This window comes from Methyloversatilis discipulorum (assembly GCF_000527135.1).
Lineage (GTDB): Bacteria > Pseudomonadota > Gammaproteobacteria > Burkholderiales > Rhodocyclaceae > Methyloversatilis > Methyloversatilis discipulorum.
Map to the genome: position 1 here is coordinate 1803014 of NZ_AZUP01000001.1, position 19001 is coordinate 1822014.

Below are 19001 nucleotides of genomic sequence, written 5' to 3' on the forward strand. Positions count from 1 at the left end.
TGTTCCGGTGACAGCCCGGACATGCGCCTCAGCATGCACCTGTTTCGTCGGTGGCGAAAGCAGGCCGGCGACCGCCCGCAAGCCGGGCCTGGCGGAGGCTCAGCGGCTGTTTGCGGACGGCTGGTCGCCCGCAATGCCGACGACGGCTGAAGGCTCCCACCCGCCCCCCACCGCCTTGTTCAGCAGCGCGCTGGCCGAAAACTGCCGGCCGCGCAGCTGCATCAGGCTGCGTTCGTTGTCCAGCGCCGCCGTCTGGGCGGTGACGACTTCGGTGTAGCTGGCGGTGCCGGCGCGATAGCGGTTCAGCGCCAGCGTCTCGGCTTCGCGCGCAGCGGCGAGCGCCTGTTCGCGCAGTGCGGCTTCGTCCGCGAGCAGGCGCAGCGCCGACAGGTTGTCCTCGACCTCCTGCAGCGCACCAAGCACGGTCTGCCGGTACTGGGCCACGGTCACTTCGTGCGCACCGCGGGCGGATTCGATCTGCGCGTCGCGCCGGCCGCCGTCGTACACCGCCTGCGCCAGCGACAGGCCGAAGGACCACACCAGATTGGACGCGTTGAACCACTGCGCGAAGTTGTTGCCGGCGTAGCCGGTCGAGGCGTTCAGCGTCAGCGACGGAAACCACGCCGCCTGCGCGACGCCGATGCGCGCATTGGCGGCGGCGACGCGGCGCTCGGCGGCGGCGATGTCGGGCCGGCGTTCGAGCAGGGTCGACGGCAGGCCGACCGGAGTTTCCGGCGGCGCGCCCTGCCAGTCCGCTTCGGCCAGCGAGAAGCTGGACGCCGCCTCGCCGACCAGCACCGCGATCGCGTTGGCGAGCTGGGTGCGCGTCAGGTCGAGATCGACCGCCTGCGCCTGCGCGGCGCGCAGCTGGGCCAGCGCGCTCGCTTCGTCGCCGCGCGTGGCGACACCGGCGGCAACACGGTTGCGCGCCACTTCCAGCGCCTTCTCGTAAGCGGCGACGGTGCGCGCATACAGCGCGCGCTGGCTGTCGGCGGCACGCAGCTGGAAGTAGTTCTGCACCAGTTCGGCCTGCAGCGACAGGCGCACCGACGCGAGATCGGCGGCGCTGCCCTGCAGTTCGGCGCCGGCGGCTTCGACCTCGCGGCCGATGCGGCCCCACAGGTCGGCTTCCCAGCTGGCGTCGAGGCCAAGCTGAGTGGTGTTCGACTGGTTGGCCGAGCGCCCCTGAATCGCCGCGCTGCGGCTGCGCTGCGCCGAGGCGCTGAGCCCGACCTCCGGCAGGAAGCCGGCCCGCGCCTGCTGCGCGGCGGCGCGTGCCTGACGGTAGTTGCCGAGCGCCACGCGCAGGTCCTGGTTGGCGCGGTCGGCGCGGGCGATCAGGTCATCGAGCACCGGGTCGCCATAGGCCCGCCACCAGTCGCCGCGCGGCAGGTGGTCGGCCGGCTCGGCCGGCTTCCAGCCGTCGGCGGCGCGGTAGTCCTGCGGCAGGTCGAAGGCCGGCCGCTGGTGGTCCGGGCCTATCGTGGTGCAGCCGGCGAACAGCGCGGCCAGAAGAAGCGGCAGTATCTTGTTCATGGCGAGACCGGGCGCGGCGTGCGCGCGATGAGGCGGCCGCAGAAGCGGCTGAAGCGTTCGAGATAGAGATAGGTGACCGGCGTCGTGTACAGCGTCAGCAGCTGGCTCACCACCAGGCCGCCGACCACCGCGATGCCCAGCGGCTGGCGCAGTTCCGAACCTTCGCCGAAGCCGATGGCCAGCGGCAGCGCACCGACCATGGCGGCCAGTGTGGTCATCAGGATGGGGCGCAGGCGCAGCAGGCAGGCCTCGCGGATCGCCGCCCGCGGCTCCAGGCCACGCGTGCGTTCGGCGTCGAGCGCGAAGTCGATCATCATGATGGCGTTCTTCTTGACGATGCCAATCAGTAGCAGCACGCCGATCACCGCGATCAGACCGAACTCGATGTTGAAGGCCATCAGCGCGAGGATGGCGCCGATGCCGGCCGACGGCAGCGTGGACAGGATGGTGAGCGGGTGGATCAGGCTTTCGTACAGGATGCCCAGCACCAGATAGACCGCGACGATGGCGCCCAGTATCAGCAGCGGCTGGTTGTCCAGCGACTGCTGGAAGGCGCGCGCCGAGCCCTGGAAGCCGGCGTTGATGCTGGCCGGCACGCCGATGTCGGCCATCGCCGCGCGCACCGCGTCCATCGCCTGCGCCAGCGTGACGCCTTCGGCGGTGCCGAAGGACACGGTGGTGGACACGCGACCGTCGAGGTGGGCGATGGACAGCGGCATGACGCCCTGCTCGACCCGCGCGAAACTGTCCAGCGGCGCCAGCCCGCCGTCGGCGGTGGCGACGCGCACCGAATCCAGCGCCGACAGATCCTGCGCGCGTTCGGGTGCGACTTCGAGCACCACCTTGTACTGGTTCAGCGGTTCGTACAGCGTGCTCACCTGACGCTGGCCGAAGCCGTCGTAGAGCTCCTGATTGACGATGCCCGGCGTCAGGCCGAGACGGGCCAGCGTGTCGCGGTCATAGACCAACCGCGTCTGCGAGGCGCGGTCTTCCTGGTCGGTGCCGACATCGACCAGCTGTGGCAGATCGCGCATCGCATCACGCACCTTGGGCACCCACTCGCGCAGCGCGCGCAGGCTGTCGGCGGTCAGCGTGAACTGGTACTGCGAGGACGAGCGCAGGCCGCCGACGCGCAGGTCCTGCGCCGCCACCAGGAAGAGCTGCACGCCTTCGATGCGCGCCAGCTTGCCACGCAGCCGGCCGATCACCTGCTCGGCCGACGCACCGCGCTCCTTCAGCGGCTTCAGATTGACGAAGAAGCTCGCGTTGTTGGCGCCACCGCCGCGGCCGCCGCCGGTGAAGGCGCTCACGTTGTCCACCGCCGGGTCGCTCCTGATCGCATCTACCGCCTGCGCCATCTTTTTCGTCATCGCCTGGTAGGACGTGCTCTGGTCGGCGCGCAGGCTGCCGAACAGCCGGCCGGTGTCCTGGTTCGGGAAGAAGCCCTTGGGCACGATGGAAAACAGCCAGAAGTTAAGCGCGATGGCGCCGAGGAAGATGAGCATGACGATGCGCGTGTGGCGCAGCGCCCAGTCCAGGCTGTGCGCGTAGGCGATCTGCAGATCGTCGAATACGCGGCCGAGGGCGCGCTGCCAGCGCGCTTCCTGCTCGACCGGTCTGTGCCGCAGCAGGCGCGCCGCCAGCATCGGCGCCGCGGTCAGCGAAACCACCATGGACACCAGCACCGCGACCGACATCGTCAGCGCGAACTCTCGGAACAGCCGGCCGACCACGCCACCCATCAGCAGGATGGGGATGAACACCGCGACCAGCGACAGGCTGATCGCCACCACGGTGAAGCCGACTTCGCGCACGCCGGCCACCGCCGCCTCGAAGGGTTTGAGCCCGCGCTCGATGTGGCGGGCGATGTTCTCGATCACCACCACCGCGTCGTCGACAACGAAACCAGTGGCGATGGTCAGCGCCATCAGCGACAGATTGTTCAGGCTGAAGCCGAGCAGGTACATGACGGCGAAACTGCCGGCCAGCGACACCGGCACCACGACCGCCGGAATCAGCGTCGCCCGCGCGTTGCGCAGGAACAGGAACACCACCAGGATGACCAGCGCGATCGAAATGACCAGCGCGATCTCCACCTCGTGCAAAGCGCTGCGTATGGTGACGGAACTGTCCATCGCCACTTCCATGCGCGCCGCCGCCGGCAGGCTGGCACCCAGCTCGGGCAGCAGTTCGCGCACCCGCTCGACCGTTTCGATCACGTTGCTGCCCGGCCGCTTGGTCAGCACCAGCAGCACCGTCGGCTTGCCGTTGGTCAGGCCGAGGTTGCGCACGTCCTGCACCGAATCCTCGACCCGTGCCACGTCGCCCAGACGCAGCACCGCGCCCGAGGTGTGGCGCAGGATGAGCGGCACGTAGTCCTCGGCGCGGCGCGCCTGGTCGTTCGCCTCGATCTGCCAGTAGCGCTCGCCGTTCTCGACGAAGCCCTTGGGCCGGTTCACGTTCGATTCGGTGATGCGGTTGCGCACGTCGGCCAGCGTCAGGCCGCTCTGGTGCAGCGCTTCCGGATTGACCTGCACGCGGATGGCCGGCAGCGCGCCGCCGCCGACGGTCACTTCGCCCACCCCCGGAATCTGCGCCAGCTTCTGCGCCAGCACCGTCGAGGCCACGTCGTACAGCCGCGGAATGGGCACCGTATCCGACGTGATCGCCAGGATCATGATGGGCGCGTCGGCCGGATTCACCTTGCGATAGCTGGGGTTGGACGGCAGGCTGGTCGGCAGGCTGGCGCGCGCGGCGTTGATCGCCGCCTGCACGTCGCGCGCCGCGCCCTCGACGTCGCGGTCGAGGTCGAACTGCAGCGTCACCCGCGTATTGCCCTGCGAACTGCTGGACGTCATCTCGGTGACGCCAGCGATGCGGCCCAGCGTGCGCTCCAGCGGCGTCGCCACGGTCGCCGCCATCACCTCGGGGCTGGCTCCGGGCAGCGCGGCGCTGACCGATATGGTCGGGAAGTCGACCTGCGGCAGCGCCGACACCGGCAGCAGCCGGAAGGCCAGCGCGCCAGCCAGCGCAATCGCCGCGGTCAGCAGCACGGTGCCGACCGGACGGCGGATGGGCAGTGCCCAGGCGCTCATGCGCGACCGCCCTCCGTCGCGTCGATAGCCGTGTGGCGCAACTTGAACAGCCGGCCGAAAGCCAGGTAGATGACCGGCGTCGTGTACAGCGTCAGCACCTGGCTCACCAGCAGGCCGCCCACCATGGTGAGGCCCAGCGGAAAGCGCAGCTCGGAACCCATGCCGCCGCCGAACACCAGCGGCAGCGCGCCGAGCAAGGCCGCAGCGGTGGTCATCAGGATGGGGCGCAGGCGCAGCAGGCAGGCCTGGAAGATCGCATCGCGCGGCGCCATGCCTTCGTTGCGTTCGGCTTCGAGCGCGAAGTCGATCATCATGATGGCGTTCTTCTTGACGATGCCGATCAGCAGGATGATGCCGATCACCGCGATCATGTCGAGCGCGTGACCGGCCAGCAGCAGCGCCAGCAGCGCGCCGATGGCGGCCGACGGCAGCGTGCTCAGGATGGTCAGCGGATGGACGTAGCTCTCGTACAGCACGCCGAGCACGATGTACATGGTCACCACCGCCGCCAGGATGAGCCACAGTGTGTCGCTGAGCGAGGCGCGGAAGGCCTCGGCCGCGCCTTCCCACCTCAGCGTCATCGTCGCCGGCATGCCCAGCTGCGCGCGCACCGATTCGACCGCGTCCACCGCCTCGCCGAGCGACACGCCATCCGGCAGGTTGAACGACAGCGTGGCGGCGGGGAACTGGCCCTGGCGGCCCATGGCCAGCCGCGTCGGACGCTCTTCGACGCGCACCAGCGTGCCCAGTGGCACCTGCAGTCCGTCGGCCGACATCACGTGCAGCTGTGAAATGGCCTCCGGGCCGATCTGGAACTGAGGCTGCACGTCGAGCACCACGCGGTACTGGCTGGACTGAGTGAAGATGGTCGAGATCAGGCGCTGGCCGAAGGCGTTGTACAGCGCCGCGTCGATGTCGGCGACGGTGACGCCGACACGGGCAGCGGCGGCGCGATCGATGTCGACGTAGGCCTGCAGGCCGCCGGTGGCCAGATCGGTGGTGACCTGGGTGAGCCGGTCCGACTGCTGCAGCGCCGCCGCCAGCCTGGGCACCCACTCCAGCAGATCTTCGTGATTGGTGGCCTGCACGACGAAGGGATACTGCGCACGGCTGACGCGGTCCTCTATCGTCAGGTCCTGCACCGGCTGCAGGTAAAGCGCGACGCCCGGCACCTCGCGCGCCGCCGCTTCGAGTCGGCGCGCAATCTCCGGCGCGCGGTCGCTGCGCTCGGCCAGCGGCTTCAACCTGATCTGCATGCGGCCAGTGTTCAGCGTCGGGTTCTGGCCATCAACACCGATGAAGGAACTGACGCTGTCGACATCCGGGTCGCGCAGGATGACCTCGGCCAGCGCCTGCTGGCGCGCGCTCATCGCGGCGAAGGAAATGGTCGGTTCGGCTTCCGACATGCCCTGTATCAGCCCGGTGTCCTGCACCGGGAAGAAGCCCTTGGGCACCGCCAGGTAGAGCAGCGCAGTCAGCACGAAGGTGGCGATCGCCGCGACCAGCGTGAGCGGCTGGTGGTCGAGCACCCAGCGCAGCGTGCGTGAATAGCCGGCCAGCAGGCGGGCGTACCAGCCCTCGTGCGCGTGTTCGCCCTCGGCCTTCAGCAGCCGCCCGGCCATCATCGGCGTCAGCGTCAGCGACACCACGGCCGACAGCAGGATGGCGATGGTGAGCGTCAGCGCGAATTCGCGGAACAGCCGGCCGACCACATCCTGCATGAACAGCAGCGGGATCAGCACTGCCACCAGCGACACGGTCAGCGAAATGATGGTGAAGCCGATCTCCTTCGCGCCGTCGAGCGCGGCCTGCATCGCGCCCTTGCCCATCTCAAGGTGACGGGCGATGTTCTCGGTCATCACGATGGCGTCATCGACGACGAAGCCGGCGGCGATCACCATCGCCATCAGCGTCAGGTTGTTCACCGAGAAGCCGGCGAGATACATGATGGCGAAGCTGCCGATCAGCGACAGCGGAACCGCAATCGCCGGAATGACGGTGGCGCGCGCGTTGCGCAGGAACACGAAGATGACGGCGACCACCAGCAGCACCGCCATCACCAGTTCGATCTGCACGTCGCGCACCGAGGTGCGTATCGATTCGGTGCGGTCGGTCAGCACCTGCACGTCGACCGCGTCCGGCAGCGAAGCCTGCAGCTCGGGCAGCAGCGCATTGATGCGGCTGACCACGTCGATCACGTTGGCACCGGGCTGGCGCTGGATGTTCAGGATGAGCGACGGCGTTTCGTTGGCCCAGGCGGCGAGCAGCCGGTTCTCCGGCCCGTCGACCACCTCGGCCACATCCTGCAGCCGGATCGGCGCGCCGTTCTTCCACGCGATCACGCTGCGCCGGTATTCGTCGGCCGAGCGCAGCTGGTCGTTGGCGTCCAGCGTGGTGGCGCGGGTCGGGCCGTCGAAACTGCCCTTGGCCTGGTTGGAACTGGTGGCCACCACCGCGGCGCGCAGCTGTTCGAGGCTCAGGCCGTAGGAAGCGACCGCCGACGGATTGACGCGCACCCGCACGGCGCGCCGCTGGCCGCCGGAAATGCTGACCAGGCCGACGCCCGACTGCTGCGAAATCTTCTGCGCCAGCCGGTTGCTCACCGCCTCTTCGAGCAGGTGCAGCGGCACCGCCTTCGAACTGACCGCCAGCGTCATGACCGGCGCGTCGGCCGGATTCACCTTGCTGTAGATCGGCGGCGCCGGCAGTTCGTTGGGCAACAGCGTGCTCGCGGCGTTGATCGCCGCCTGCACTTCCTGCTGCGCGGTGTCGAGCGAGATATCGAGACCGAAGCGCAGCGTCACCACCGAAGCGCCGGCCGAACTGAGCGAATTCATCTGCACCAGGCCGGGCATCTGGCCGAACTGGCGCTCCAGCGGCGCGGTGATCAGCGAGGTGGTCAGTTCCGGACTGGCGCCCGGATAGAAGGTGACCACCTGCATGGTCGGATAGTCGACCTGGGGCAGCGCCGACACCGGCAGCAGGCGGTAGGCAAGAAAGCCGGCGACCAGCAGCGCCACCATCAGCAGCGAGGTGGCCACCGGCCGCAGGATGAACAGGCGGGACGGATTCATCGATGCCGCTTCACTGCGCTGGCGGCGGGCCGCGTCGGCCCGGTGCGCCGCCATTGCCGGCGCGCGGCGTGGACGGGGTGTCGTCGAGCTTCACCTTGTCACCCTCGCGCAGACGGTCCACGCCGTCGGTCACCACGCGCTCACCCGGCTGCAGGCCTTCTGTCACCTGCTGCAGTTCGCCTTCGAGCACGCCGGTCTTCACTGGCCGCATGACCGCCTTCATCTCCGCGTCGACGACATAGACGAAGGTACCGCTGGCGCCGCGCTGGATCGCCGACACCGGCACCACAATGGCGTCGGCGATGGTGTCGACGCGCAGCTTCACGTTGACGAACTGGTTCGGAAACAGTGCGCCGTCGCGGTTATCGAACATCGCCTTGGCCTTTACCGTGCCGGTGGCAACGTCGATCTGGTTGTCCAGGATGCGCAGCGTGCCGGTAGCCAGCACGGTGCGGTTGTCGCGGTCGCGCGCCTCGACCGGCAGGCCACCGCGCGCGATGGCGTTACGCACCGCGACCAGCTGCGGCTCGGGCAGCGCGAACACGACCGAGATCGGCGCGTCCTGCGTGATGGTGAGCAGGCCATCGGCGTCGGAGCTGCGCACGATATTGCCCGGCGTAGCGAGGCGCAGGCCGACGCGGCCGCTGATCGGCGCGGTGATGCGCGCGTACTGCAGCGACAGCCGGGCGCTGGCGATGGTGGCGTCGTCGGCCAGCACGGCCGCTTCGTACTGGCGCACCAGCGAGCGCTGGTTGGTCACCTGCTGGGCCGCGATTGAATCCTGCGCCAGCAGTGTTTCGTAGCGCGCCAGATCTTCCTTCGCGTTGGCCAGCAGCGCCGCATTGCGCGCCTTCGCCGCTTCGCCCTGCGCCAGTTCGACCTGGAATGCGCGCGGATCGATCTGCGCCAGCAGGTCACCCTTCTTCACCCGCTGACCTTCGGTGAAATGCAGCGACTGCAGTTCGCCCTCGACCCGGCTGCGCACCACCACGCTTTCGATCGGCGTCACCGTGCCCAGCGCCGCCAGATGCACCGGCAGATCGGTGCGCTGCGCCTGGGCGCTGCCGACCCGCGTCTCACCACCGAAGCGGCGTGCACCACCCGGAGGACCGCCCGGCGGGCCACCGGCCCGCATACCGGGGGGTCCGCCCTCGCCGTCGGCCGGCTTGGTGCGTTCGTTGGCGTAGAACCAGCCGGCGGTCAGGCCGGCCAGCAGAAGCAGCATCATGATCCAGGGCCAGCGCGGCTTGCGCGTGGCCGGAGCGGCATCGTGTCCGTGTGTGGTCATCGGGATGGAAGGGCGTTGTTGGGTACGACCGACGGTCGAGACCCGATCATTATTGTGGGTGCCTGTTAATCGAAACGCTGCCTGAGCCGCCGGCAGGTGAATGCAGTGTAAACGGCGACGGCAAAGCTGCGACTGCGGGTGAGTGGAGCGTGCGACCGGTCGGCGAGTTCCTACAGACCTGCGATCGCCCCGCGGCTATCCTCGTGGGCTCCCAAGCAGCCAGTGCCAGTACTTCTTCAGCGCGGCCTTTCGTGACAGGCGGGCACCGTCGCCCGCCGCCCCGCATCACCCAGCGTCCGGTCGCTTCCCCTCCATACAAGCGGAGTCGAAGCCTTGTTCGTCCATCTTGCACCGCTCGCCGCCCTGCTCGGCGGCGTCGCCCTGCTGCTGCTCGGCAGCGGCCTGCTCACCACGCTGCTCGCCGTGCGCGGCGGCATAGAAGGATACGGCAGTCCCTTCATGGGGCTGCTCGGATCGCTGTTCTTCGCCGGTTTCCTGATCGGCACCCGCGTCGCACCCGCATTGATCCGCCGCGTCGGCCACGTGCGCGCATTCGCCTTCTTCACCTCGGCGGTGGCCTGCAGCGTGTTGCTGCACGAAATGTGGGTGTCGCCCTGGGTATGGGCGCCGGTGCGCCTGATCACCGGCATTGCCATGGTCGGGCTGTACGCCATCGTCGAAAGCTGGCTCAACAGCCAGGCCGCGCCGGCGCAACGGGCGCGCGTGTTCGCCACCTATATGGGCGTGAATCTGGGCGCGCTGGCGCTGGCCCAGCAACTGCTGCACGTCGGCGACGCCGCCACGCATACGCTGTTCGTGCTGGCCGCGCTGCTGGTGTGCGCGGCGGTGATGCCGGTGGCGGCGACACGACTGAGCCAGCCGCAGATCGACAATGCGGCGGCGCCGGCGCTGCGTAGCCTGTACCGCAAGGCACCGATCGCCTTCGACGCCGCCTTCGCCTCCGGTCTCGCGATGGGCGCCTTCTGGGGTCTGGGCGCGGTATGGGCCGACCGCAGCGGGCTGGGTACGTCCGGTGTGGCCGCCTTCATGAGCGCAACCATCGTCGGCGGTGCGCTGTTCCAGTGGCCGCTGGGCCTGCTGTCCGACCGCCATGACCGCGGCCGCGTGATCACGCTGGTGGCCTTCGCCGCGGCACTGCTGGCGCTGCTGCCGATGTTCGCGCTGCCCTTCGGCGCCGACGCGACGGCCACCGCCGGCCTGCTCTACGGCGGCTTCGCCTTCGCGCTCTACCCGATGGCGATGGCGCGCCTGATCGACCGGCTCGATCCGCACGAAGTGCTGGCTGGCAGCAGCGGACTGCTGCTGGTGCACGGCATAGGCGCCGCACTCGGCCCGCTGGCCGCGGGTCTGGCGATGGCCGCTCTCGGTCCTGACGCGCTGCCGATGTGGTTCGCGCTGACCCAGGGCGTGCTCGCCTTGCTCACCTCGTCGCTGCTGCGCCGGGTGCCGGCGCAGATCGCGCTGCAGACGCGCTTCCTGCCCATGGTGCGCACGACATCGACCGCCTTCGAACTGGCGGGTACCGCCCGCCCCGACACCGAAACACCGACCACGGAGACCCGCTGACCTTCACCCGACCTTCAACCTTGCAACAGGGAGTACGACATGCTCATTGCCACCGATCTGGACGGCACCTTTCTCGCCGGCGACACCGACGCGCGCCAGCAGCTCTATCAACTGATCAGCAACGATCCGGACATCACGCTGGTGTTCGTCACCGGCCGCGGTCTCGAAGCCGTGCTGCCCATCCTGTCCGATGCAGCCATCCCCGTGCCGCACTACGTCATTGCCGACGTCGGCGCCACCGTGGTCGATGGACGCACCCGACAGGCTGTGCAGCCGCTGCAGGCCGACATCGATGCGCTGTGGCCAGGCGAGCGCGCGGTGAGCGAAGCGCTGCAGGGCATTCCCGGCCTGCAGCGACAGGAAGTGCCGCAGCAGCGACGCTGCTCCTATTTCTGCGACAGCGACGCGGTGACCGACGAGCTGTACCGCATCGCCAAGGAGCAGAACTGCGACCTGCTGTACTCCGCCGACCGCTACCTCGATTTCCTGCCGCGCGGCGTGAACAAGGGCAGCACGCTGCGCCGCCTGGTGCATGACCTCGGTATCGACATGAACCAGGTGCTGGTGGCGGGCGATACGCTGAACGACCTGTCAATGTTCGAACAGGGCTTCCGCGGCGTCTGCGTCGGCGAATCGGAAGCGGCGCTGCTGGCCGCCACCGCCGACCGCACGCGCGTGCTGCATTCGCGCCGCGTCGGCTGCGCCGGCATCCTCGAAGCACTCGACTTCTTCCGCTTCGTCGACCGCGCGCTGCTGCTGCCGCCCGGCAGCGACACCACCGCCCCCTGCGGCAAGTCCGAACTGGTCATCGTCTATCACCGCCTGCCCTACGAGGAAGTGATCGACGACGACGGCACCATCCTGCGCCAGCCGCACCGCTCGCCGAACGGCATCATCCCCACCCTGCTGAGCTTCTTCGCCGACGGCCGCCAGGGCTCGTGGATCGCCTGGTCGAGCGCGCATGCCGGCGAGGCCCGTTTCGAGACACACACCACGGTCGATCGCGCGCAGTACCCCGGTCTGCGCTGCGCCCGCGTCGAACTGTCGACGCAGGACGTGGACATCTTCTACAAGCGCTTCTCGAAGGAGGCCTTCTGGCCGACCCTGCACACCTTCTGGGAACGCGCGCAGTTCCGCGAGGACGACTGGCAGGTGTTCCTGAAGGTGAACCGGCTGTTCGCCGAGCGCACCGCGGCCGAGGCAGCCCACGGCGCGACGGTGTGGCTGCACGACTACAACCTGTGGATGGTGCCGGCGGCGCTGCGCGAGCTGCGGCCCGACCTGAAGATCGCCTTCTTCCATCACACCTATTTCCCGTCGGCCGACGTGTTCAACGTGATGCCCTGGCGGCGCGACATCGTCGGCAGCCTGCTGCAGTGCGACTACATCGGCTTCCACATTCCGCGTCAGGCGGAGAACTTCGTCGACGTCGCACGCGGCGTGGCGCCGCTGCGCGTGCTCGAAACGAAGAACTGCGCGCCGCGCTTCCTCACCTACGGCTGCGCGGTCGGGCTCGACGAGATGACGACGGCAATCGAGGTGCATGGCCGGCGCATAGGCGTCGGCGCCCATCCGGTGGGCCTCGACGTCGGACGCATCGGCCGCATTCTTGCCGACACGCAGAGCGCGCGCCTGATGGACCGTCTGCGCCGCGAGATGTCGGGGCAGCGCGTCATCCTGTCGGTCGAGCGGCTGGACTACACCAAGGGCACGCTGGAAAAGCTGCTCGCCTTCGAGCAGCTGCTCGAGCAGAACGAGGAACTGCGGCAGAAGGTGACGCTGATCGCAGTATGCGTGCCCGCAGCGAGCGAAATGACCATCTACGACACGCTGCAGACGCAGATCGAACAGGCGGTCGGCCGCATCAACGGCCGCTTCTCGCGCGTCGGCTGGACACCGGTGCAGTTCTTCTTCCGGCCCATCCCCTTCGCCGAACTGGTGGCCTACTACGCGATCGCCGACGTCATGTGGATCACGCCGCTGCGCGACGGACTCAATCTCGTATCCAAGGAGTACGTCGCCACCCAGGGCCTGATGCAGGGTGGCGGCGTGCTGGTGCTGTCGGAATTCGCCGGCGCCGCGGCCGAACTGCACGGCGCGGTACTGACCAATCCGCACGACCGCAACGACCTGCGCGACAAATGCCTGTACGCGCTGAACATCCACCGCGCCGAGGCCGAGTCACGGCTGCGCGAACTGTTCGCCATCGTCCAGCACAACGACATCGTGCGCTGGGGTGCGGAGTTCCTGGCGGCGGTGGAGATGGCCAGCGAACCCTCGGTGCCGACCGTAATGGCGGCCTGAGGCGCAGTCAGCCAGACCGGCAGGAGGCGCTGGCCGCTTTGGCAAAAAAAAGCGCGGGACAGGCCCGCGCTCAAAGTCCTCGGAGGAGGAGAGGAAGTCTTCAGCGTGACGCGGTCGGCGCGTTCTCCAGCTTCTCGTCGTCGCCGCCGGTCTCGATGCGGCCGGACCAGCCACCGCCCAGCGCCTGGTAGGTGTTCACCAGTGCCGTCACGCGGTCGAGCCGGGTAGCGATGAGCTGGCGCTCGGCCGACAGCTTTTCGCGCTCGGCATCGAGCAGCACGATGCGGCTGGCACGCCCCGCCTCGTAGCTCTTCTCGGCGAGGTCGCGTGCCTTGGTCGTCGCGTCATACAGCGTCACCGTCTCGTCCATCGCCTCGCGTGCGCCGCGTGCGGCAGAAAGTGCGCTGAGCGCGTCGGCGTAGGCCTGGCGCGCAGCCTGCTGGTAGGTCTGGGCGATCTGCGCGCGCTCGGCTTCCGACTGCGCGACGATGGCGCGCGTGCTGAGCAGACCGACCAGCGGCTGCGCGATTGCCGCACCAATGTTCCAGGTGCGCGCCGACGACGACAGCAGGTTGCCCAGCGCCGCGCTTTCGCCGCCCAGACCGGCGGTCAGCGAGATCGTCGGGAACCACTGCGTGCGCGCCACTTCGACGCTCAGGCTGGCGGCCGCCAGATTGGCTTCGGCCGCGCGCACGTCGGCGCGTCGCGCCAGCAGATCCGAACTGAGACCGGCCGGGATTTCCGGCTGCACCGCCAGCGTGGACAGCGCCAGACCGCGGTCCGGAATCCGCTCCACCAACTCGCGCGGCGAACGGCCGAGCAGCACGGCCAGTGCGGTTTCGGCCTGTTCGCGGCTGCTGCGCGTGGTCGCCAGTGCGGCGGCCACGCTGGCGCGTTCCGAGCGCGAGATCTCGAGATCGTAGCGGCCGATGGCGCCGCCGGCGAACTGCTTCTCGCGCAGCGCCAGAGCGGCTTCGCGCGTGGCCAGCGTCTGCGACAGCAGCGCTTCGTCGGCGTCGAGCGCGCGCAGGCTGAAATAGGCGCGCGCAACCTGCGCCGTCACCGACGCACGCAGGCCTTCGAGCGCATAGCGGCTGGACGCCAGCTGCTGGCGCGCGACGTCGCGCTGACCGGACAGGCGACCGAACAGATCCAGTTCGTAGGACGCCGAAATGCCGCCGATCACCGTGTTGTACTGGCGCGGGCGCCCCGGCAGCGGTCGCTCGTTGCTGTACTGCTGGCGCGAGCCGGACAGCGACAGGCTGGCGTCCGGCAAGCGGTTGATGCGCACCAGGTCGAGCGCGGCGCGCGACGATTGCACGCGCTGCACGGCGATCACGACGTCGTCGTTGCGTTCGAGCGCCTCGGCGATCAGGCCGTCCAGCACCGGGTCGCGGAAGCTTTCCCACCAGCGGTCGATCTCGGCCGGCGTCGTCGCCGTCACCGCCGGCAGGTCGAGTTCCGGCGTCGGCTTCGGGTTCAGTGCGCAGGCCGACAGCAGGGCCGCGGCCAGCGCGACCGACAGCAGCGTGCGGCGCGCCGGATCAATGATGTGCGTGGACATGGGGCGTCTCCGGCTTGTGCACCTTCAGCTCGTCTTCCGGCGTCGCCAGGCGGCGATCGACGATGAGCTTGTAGAAGAGCGGCACGAAAAAGATGGCGAGGAAGGTCGCGGCCAGCATGCCGCCGATGACGCCGGTACCGACCGACACCCGGGCGCCGGCACCGGCGCCGGTCGAGATGGCCAGCGGCAGCACGCCGAGGATGAAGGCGAGCGAAGTCATCACGATGGGACGCAGGCGCAGGCGAGCCGCCTCGATCGCCGCGGCGGCGACCGGGTAGCCTTCCTGGTGCTTCAGCACCGCGTACTCGACGATCAGGATGGCGTTCTTGGCCGACAGGCCGAGCAGCGTCACCAGACCGATCTGGAAGTACACATCATTGGTCATGCCGCGCAGCCACACCGCCGCCAGCGCACCGAAGATGCCGAAGGGCATAGCCAGCAGCACCGAGAACGGCAGCGACCACTTCTCGTACTGGGCAGCGAGGATGAGGAACACCATCACCGCGGCCATGATCAGCGCCAGCGCGGCCGCGCTCGACACGCGCTTCTCCTGGAAGGCGGCGCCGGTCCATTCATAGCTCATGTCGCCCGGCAGGTTCTTCACCAGCCGCTCGACTTCGGCGATGGCCTGACCGGACGAATAGCCCGGTGCGGCCTGACCCATCAGCTTGACCGCCGGCAGGTTGTTGTAGCGGTCCACCGTGTCAGGACCCGAGCTGTACTCGACCTTGGCGAAGGCCGACACCGGCACCATGTCGCCAGCGGTGTTCTTCACGTACAGACGACCGATGTCCTCCGGCGTGCGGCGGTACTGGCTCTCCGCCGACATCAGCACCTGCCAGACGCGACCGAACTTGTTGAAGTCGTTCACGTAGAAGGTGCCCAGCGTGCCGGCCAGCGTGGTGAACGCGTCGTCCAGCGGAATGCCCAGCGACTTCGCGCGCTCGCGGTCGACGTCGACATAGAGCTGCGGCGCGTTCGGCCGCCACAAGGTCTGCAGGCCGCCAGCCAGCACCGTGCTCTGGTGCGAGGCGCCAACCAGCGCGCCCATGTTCTCGACCAGGCGCTTGGTGCCGCCGTCGCCGCGGTTCTGCAGGTAGAACTCGAAACCGCCGGTGTTGCCGAGGCCGAAGATGGCCGGCGGGTTGAAGGCCAGCACCAGCGCCTCCTTGATGCCGGCGGTCTTGCCGAACAGTTCGCCCACCAGCTGCTGCGTGCTCATGTTCCGCTCGTCCCAGTGCTTCTGGCTGACGAAGATGGTGGCCGCGCTGTTCTTGAAGCCGCCGCCGATGAAGTCCATGCCGGCGAAAGCCATCACGTGCTCGTTGGCCGGGTTGGACTGGATGGCCTTCATCACCTCGGCCACCACCTTGTCAGTGCGCTCCAGCGTGGCGCCGTCCGGCAGGAAGATGGCCGCGATGTAGTAGCCCTGGTCCTCGTCCGGCACCAGCGAGCCGGGCGTCTTGCTCCACAGGCCGGCGGTGATGACCACCATGCCGATGAACAGCACGACGCCGACCGCCGAGCGGCGGATCATCCAGGTCACCGCACCGGTGTAGCGATGGGTGACGCGGGCGAACCAGTCGTTGAACCAGACGAAGATGCGCGCCGTGCTCTTGTGCTCGTTCTTCAGCAACGCCACGCACAGCGCCGGCGTCATCGTCAGCGCGACCAGACCGGACAGCACCACGGCGATCGAGATGGTCACCGCGAACTGGCGATACAGCTCGCCGGTCAGGCCACCGAGGAAGGCGATCGGCACGAATACCGCGGTCAGCACCAGCACGATGGCGATGACCGGGCCGGTCACCTCGTGCATCGCCTTCAGCGCCGCCTCGCGCGCCGACAGCCGCTGCTCGTGCATGATGCGTTCGACGTTCTCCAGCACCACGATGGCGTCATCGACCACGATGCCGATCGCCAGCACCATGCCGAACAGCGTCAGCGTGTTGATCGAGTAGCCCAGCACATGCAGGCCGGCGAAGGTGCCGAGCAGCGACACCGGCACCGCCAGCACCGGAATCAGCGTGGCGCGGATGTTCTGCAGGAACACGAACACGACGATGAACACCAGGATCATCGCCTCGCCCAGCGTCTTCACCACTTCCTTGATCGACACCTCGACGAAGCGCGTGGTGTCGTACGGAATGGCATAGGTCATGCCCGGCGGGAAGCGGGTCGCCATCTCGGCCACCGCGCCCTTCACTTCCTTGGCCACGTCCAGCGCGTTGGCGCCGGGCTGCAGGAACACGCCCATCAGCACCGCCGGCTTGCCGTTGTAGGTGCCGTTGAAGTCGTTGTCCTTGGAACCCAGTTCGACGCGCGCGACGTCGCGCAGGCGCAGCTTGGTGCCGTCGGCGTTCGAGCGCAGGATGATGTTCTCGAATTCCTCGACCGTGGACAGCCGGCCCTTGGTGGTGATGGTGTAGACCATGTCCTGGCCGCCGCCGGTCGGCGACTGGCCGATCTTGCCGGCGGCGAACTGCGCGTTCTGTTCGCGCAGCGCACCGGCGATCTCGGGCACCGTGACGCCGAGCTGCGTCATGCGGTCCGGGCGTACCCAGATGCGCATGGCGTAGTCCTTGGCGCCGAAGATCTGCACATTGGTCGTGCCCGGAATCTTCTTGATGTTGTCCAGCACGTTCAGCGTCACGTAGTTCGACGTGTAGAGCTGTTCGTGCGTGCCATCCGGCGAGTAGAAGGCCATCACCGCCAGGAAGGCGGACGAGCCCTTCTCGACCACCACGCCCTGCCGGCGCACTTCTTCCGGCAGGCGCGCGTCGGCCTGCTTGACGCGGTTGTTCACGTTCACCGCCGCCTTGTCGGGGTCGGTGCCGATTTCGAAGGTGGCGTAGATCTCGACCACGCCATTCGAGGTCGAGGTCGAGCGCATGTACATCATGCCCTCGACGCCGGTGATGACGCTTTCCAGCGGTGCGGCCACGGTCTGCGCGATGGTTTCGGCGGACGCACCGGGGTAGACCGCGCGCACCATCACTTCGGGCGGCGCGATTTCCGGGTACTGCGCGATCGGCAGCGTGCGCATGGCGGCCAGACCGGCCAGCACCAGCAATATCGAAATGACGAAGGCGAAGATCGGCCTGTCTATGAAGAAGCGCGAAAACATGGCGGCTCCTTACTGCGCGGCCGGTGCCGCAGCACCTGCCGGCGGCTGTGCCGGCGCGGAGCCGTCATCGATCTGCACCGGCGAGCCGGGCACGAAGATGCGCGCCATGCCATCGACGATGACGCGCTCGCCCGCCTTCAGGCCCTCGCGGATCACCCAGGCATTGCCCAGCTCACCGCCGAGCTGCGCCCATTCGCCGAGCTTCACCGGGCGCGGCTGCGCCAGCGTCTTGCCTTCGGCTTCGGCGATCACGTACACGAACTTGCCGTTCGGGCTGTCGAGCACGGCGCGCTGCGGCACCGCAATCGCGTCCGGGCGGGTGGCGCCCGACAGCAGCACGCGCACGAACTGGCCGGGCGACAGCTTGCCGTCCTTGTTGTCGAAGGTGGCACGCAGCGCGAAGGCGCCGGTGCTGGTGTCCGCCTTGTAGTCCTGGAAGCCGAGCCGGCCGCTGCGCGGGAATTCGGCGCCGTCCGAGCCCTTGAGCTTGACCAGGAAGCCTTGCGGGTCGAGCTTCAGCGCGCCGCGCGCGATCTCGTCGCGGGTGCGCAGGTATTCCACTTCGCCGACGCCGAAATTCACGTAGGCGGGGTCGGTCTGCGCCAGCGTCGTCAGCAGGCTGTCGCCCCCGGCCACGGCGAGACTGCCCTCGACCTTCAGCGCGCGGCCGGCAACGCCGCCCAGCGGCGCGCGCACGTCGGTGTAACCGAGGTCGATCTGTGCCTGCTGCAGCTGTGCCTCGGCCGCCTTGACCGCTGCACGCGCCAGATCGCGCGTCGATTGCGCGTCGTCGGCTTCCTTGCGGCTGGCCGCCTCGGCATCCGCCAGCGGCTTCACCCGCGCGTATTCGCGCTCGGCCTGCGCCAGCTGCGCCTTGGCCTGGTCGAGCTGGGCGTCAGCGGCGGCGACGCGGGCACGGTAGGGCGCGGCGTCGAGCCGGAACATCACCTGCCCTTCCTTGATGCGCTGACCTTCTTCGTACAAGCGCTTCTCGACGATGCCGGTCACCCGCGCCCGCACCTCGATTTCGCGCGAACCGGCGACCTGGCCGACGTAGTCGTAATGCACCGGCACTTCCTGCGGCGTCACCGTGAGCACCTTCACCGCAGCCGGCGGCATGCCGCCATTGGCGTGCTCGCCGCCCTTGTCCTGACCGCAGCCGGCCAGCGCAAGCGCCAGCAAACCTGCACCCAGCAGGCCCGCGGCCCGAAAGAAATCCGTTTCCTTTTTCATCGCTTATCCCGGAGTAACGCGCAGTCGGCGCCGCGCTTGGCACTGATCGATGCGTGGACCGACCACGCAGATACGGGGCCGATTATAAACATACATTCGTGTATGTTTAAACCACTCCAATGAAAAAAACTTTCATTACGCTCACGACGAGCGAGGGCCTCGCGTCACGACATGCGACCGGGAGGAAAGGCGA

Annotated in this window: 9 protein-coding genes; 2 read left to right on the plus strand and 7 right to left on the minus strand. The window is 68.5% G+C overall.

Annotated elements, in window-relative coordinates; genetic code table 11:
• Nucleotides 1-99: 99 nt before the first annotated feature.
• Genes METFAM1_RS0108350 through METFAM1_RS0108365 form a run of 4 tightly spaced genes read right to left on the minus strand, consistent with a single transcriptional unit; the run spans nucleotide 100 to nucleotide 8933 of the window.
• The gene (locus METFAM1_RS0108350) at nucleotides 100-1536 is read right to left on the minus strand and encodes an efflux transporter outer membrane subunit (RefSeq protein ID WP_019919154.1); all 1437 of its coding nucleotides are present in this window, start codon (nucleotides 1534-1536) and stop codon (nucleotides 100-102) included.
• On the minus strand, nucleotides 1533-4631 hold the full coding sequence (locus METFAM1_RS0108355) for a multidrug efflux RND transporter permease subunit (protein ID WP_019919155.1): 3099 nt from the start codon (nucleotides 4629-4631) through the stop codon (nucleotides 1533-1535). The genes METFAM1_RS0108350 and METFAM1_RS0108355 overlap by 4 nt, the downstream gene beginning before the upstream one ends.
• A complete protein-coding gene (locus METFAM1_RS0108360; RefSeq protein ID WP_024300581.1) occupies nucleotides 4628-7705 on the minus strand; it encodes a multidrug efflux RND transporter permease subunit in 3078 nt (1025 codons plus the stop codon). Before METFAM1_RS0108360 ends, METFAM1_RS0108355 begins: the two co-directional genes overlap by 4 nt.
• A 10-nt stretch (nucleotides 7706-7715) precedes the next feature.
• Nucleotides 7716-8933, minus strand: coding sequence for an MdtA/MuxA family multidrug efflux RND transporter periplasmic adaptor subunit (locus METFAM1_RS0108365; RefSeq protein WP_232419696.1), 1218 nt, complete (start codon nucleotides 8931-8933; stop codon nucleotides 7716-7718).
• Between the two features lie 393 nt (nucleotides 8934-9326).
• Here METFAM1_RS0108365 and METFAM1_RS0108370 point away from each other — a divergent pair, with 393 nt between their 5' ends.
• Together METFAM1_RS0108370 and ggpS are read left to right on the plus strand one after the other, a co-directional pair.
• Nucleotides 9327-10580 carry an MFS transporter gene (locus METFAM1_RS0108370; RefSeq protein WP_019919158.1) on the plus strand — a complete coding sequence of 418 codons (1254 nt, stop codon included), beginning with the start codon at nucleotides 9327-9329 and terminating at the stop codon, nucleotides 10578-10580.
• A gap of 39 nt (nucleotides 10581-10619) precedes the next feature.
• The gene (gene ggpS, locus METFAM1_RS0108375; protein ID WP_019919159.1) at nucleotides 10620-12884 is read left to right on the plus strand and encodes a glucosylglycerol-phosphate synthase; all 2265 of its coding nucleotides are present in this window, start codon (nucleotides 10620-10622) and stop codon (nucleotides 12882-12884) included.
• A 100-nt stretch (nucleotides 12885-12984) separates the two neighbouring features.
• Here ggpS and METFAM1_RS0108380 read toward each other — a convergent pair whose 3' ends face one another.
• Genes METFAM1_RS0108380 through METFAM1_RS0108390 form a run of 3 tightly spaced genes read right to left on the minus strand, consistent with a single transcriptional unit; the run spans nucleotide 12985 to nucleotide 18808 of the window.
• Nucleotides 12985-14448: an efflux transporter outer membrane subunit gene (locus tag METFAM1_RS0108380; protein ID WP_019919160.1), complete on the minus strand. Its 1464-nt coding sequence runs from the start codon at nucleotides 14446-14448 to the stop codon at nucleotides 12985-12987.
• The gene (locus tag METFAM1_RS0108385; RefSeq protein ID WP_019919161.1) at nucleotides 14429-17575 is read right to left on the minus strand and encodes an efflux RND transporter permease subunit; all 3147 of its coding nucleotides are present in this window, start codon (nucleotides 17573-17575) and stop codon (nucleotides 14429-14431) included. Before METFAM1_RS0108385 ends, METFAM1_RS0108380 begins: the two co-directional genes overlap by 20 nt.
• 9 nt (nucleotides 17576-17584) lie before the next feature.
• Nucleotides 17585-18808, minus strand: a complete 1224-nt coding sequence (locus METFAM1_RS0108390) for an efflux RND transporter periplasmic adaptor subunit (protein ID WP_019919162.1) — start codon at nucleotides 18806-18808, stop codon at nucleotides 17585-17587.
• Nucleotides 18809-19001: the final 193 nt, after the last annotated feature.

Excerpts from the sequence above, each read along its gene's own strand:
- METFAM1_RS0108355 (WP_019919155.1), bottom strand. The coding sequence starts at position 4,631 with ATGAGCGCCTGGGCACTGCCCATCCGCCGTCCGGTCGGCACCGTGCTG.
- METFAM1_RS0108390 (WP_019919162.1), bottom strand. The coding sequence starts at position 18,808 with ATGAAAAAGGAAACGGATTTCTTTCGGGCCGCGGGCCTGCTGGGTGCA.
- METFAM1_RS0108385 (WP_019919161.1), bottom strand. The coding sequence starts at position 17,575 with ATGTTTTCGCGCTTCTTCATAGACAGGCCGATCTTCGCCTTCGTCATT.
- METFAM1_RS0108380 (WP_019919160.1), bottom strand. The coding sequence starts at position 14,448 with ATGTCCACGCACATCATTGATCCGGCGCGCCGCACGCTGCTGTCGGTC.
- METFAM1_RS0108365 (WP_232419696.1), bottom strand. The coding sequence starts at position 8,933 with ATGATGCTGCTTCTGCTGGCCGGCCTGACCGCCGGCTGGTTCTACGCC.
- METFAM1_RS0108360 (WP_024300581.1), bottom strand. The coding sequence starts at position 7,705 with ATGAATCCGTCCCGCCTGTTCATCCTGCGGCCGGTGGCCACCTCGCTG.
- METFAM1_RS0108350 (WP_019919154.1), bottom strand. The coding sequence starts at position 1,536 with ATGAACAAGATACTGCCGCTTCTTCTGGCCGCGCTGTTCGCCGGCTGC.
- ggpS (WP_019919159.1), top strand. The coding sequence starts at position 10,620 with ATGCTCATTGCCACCGATCTGGACGGCACCTTTCTCGCCGGCGACACC.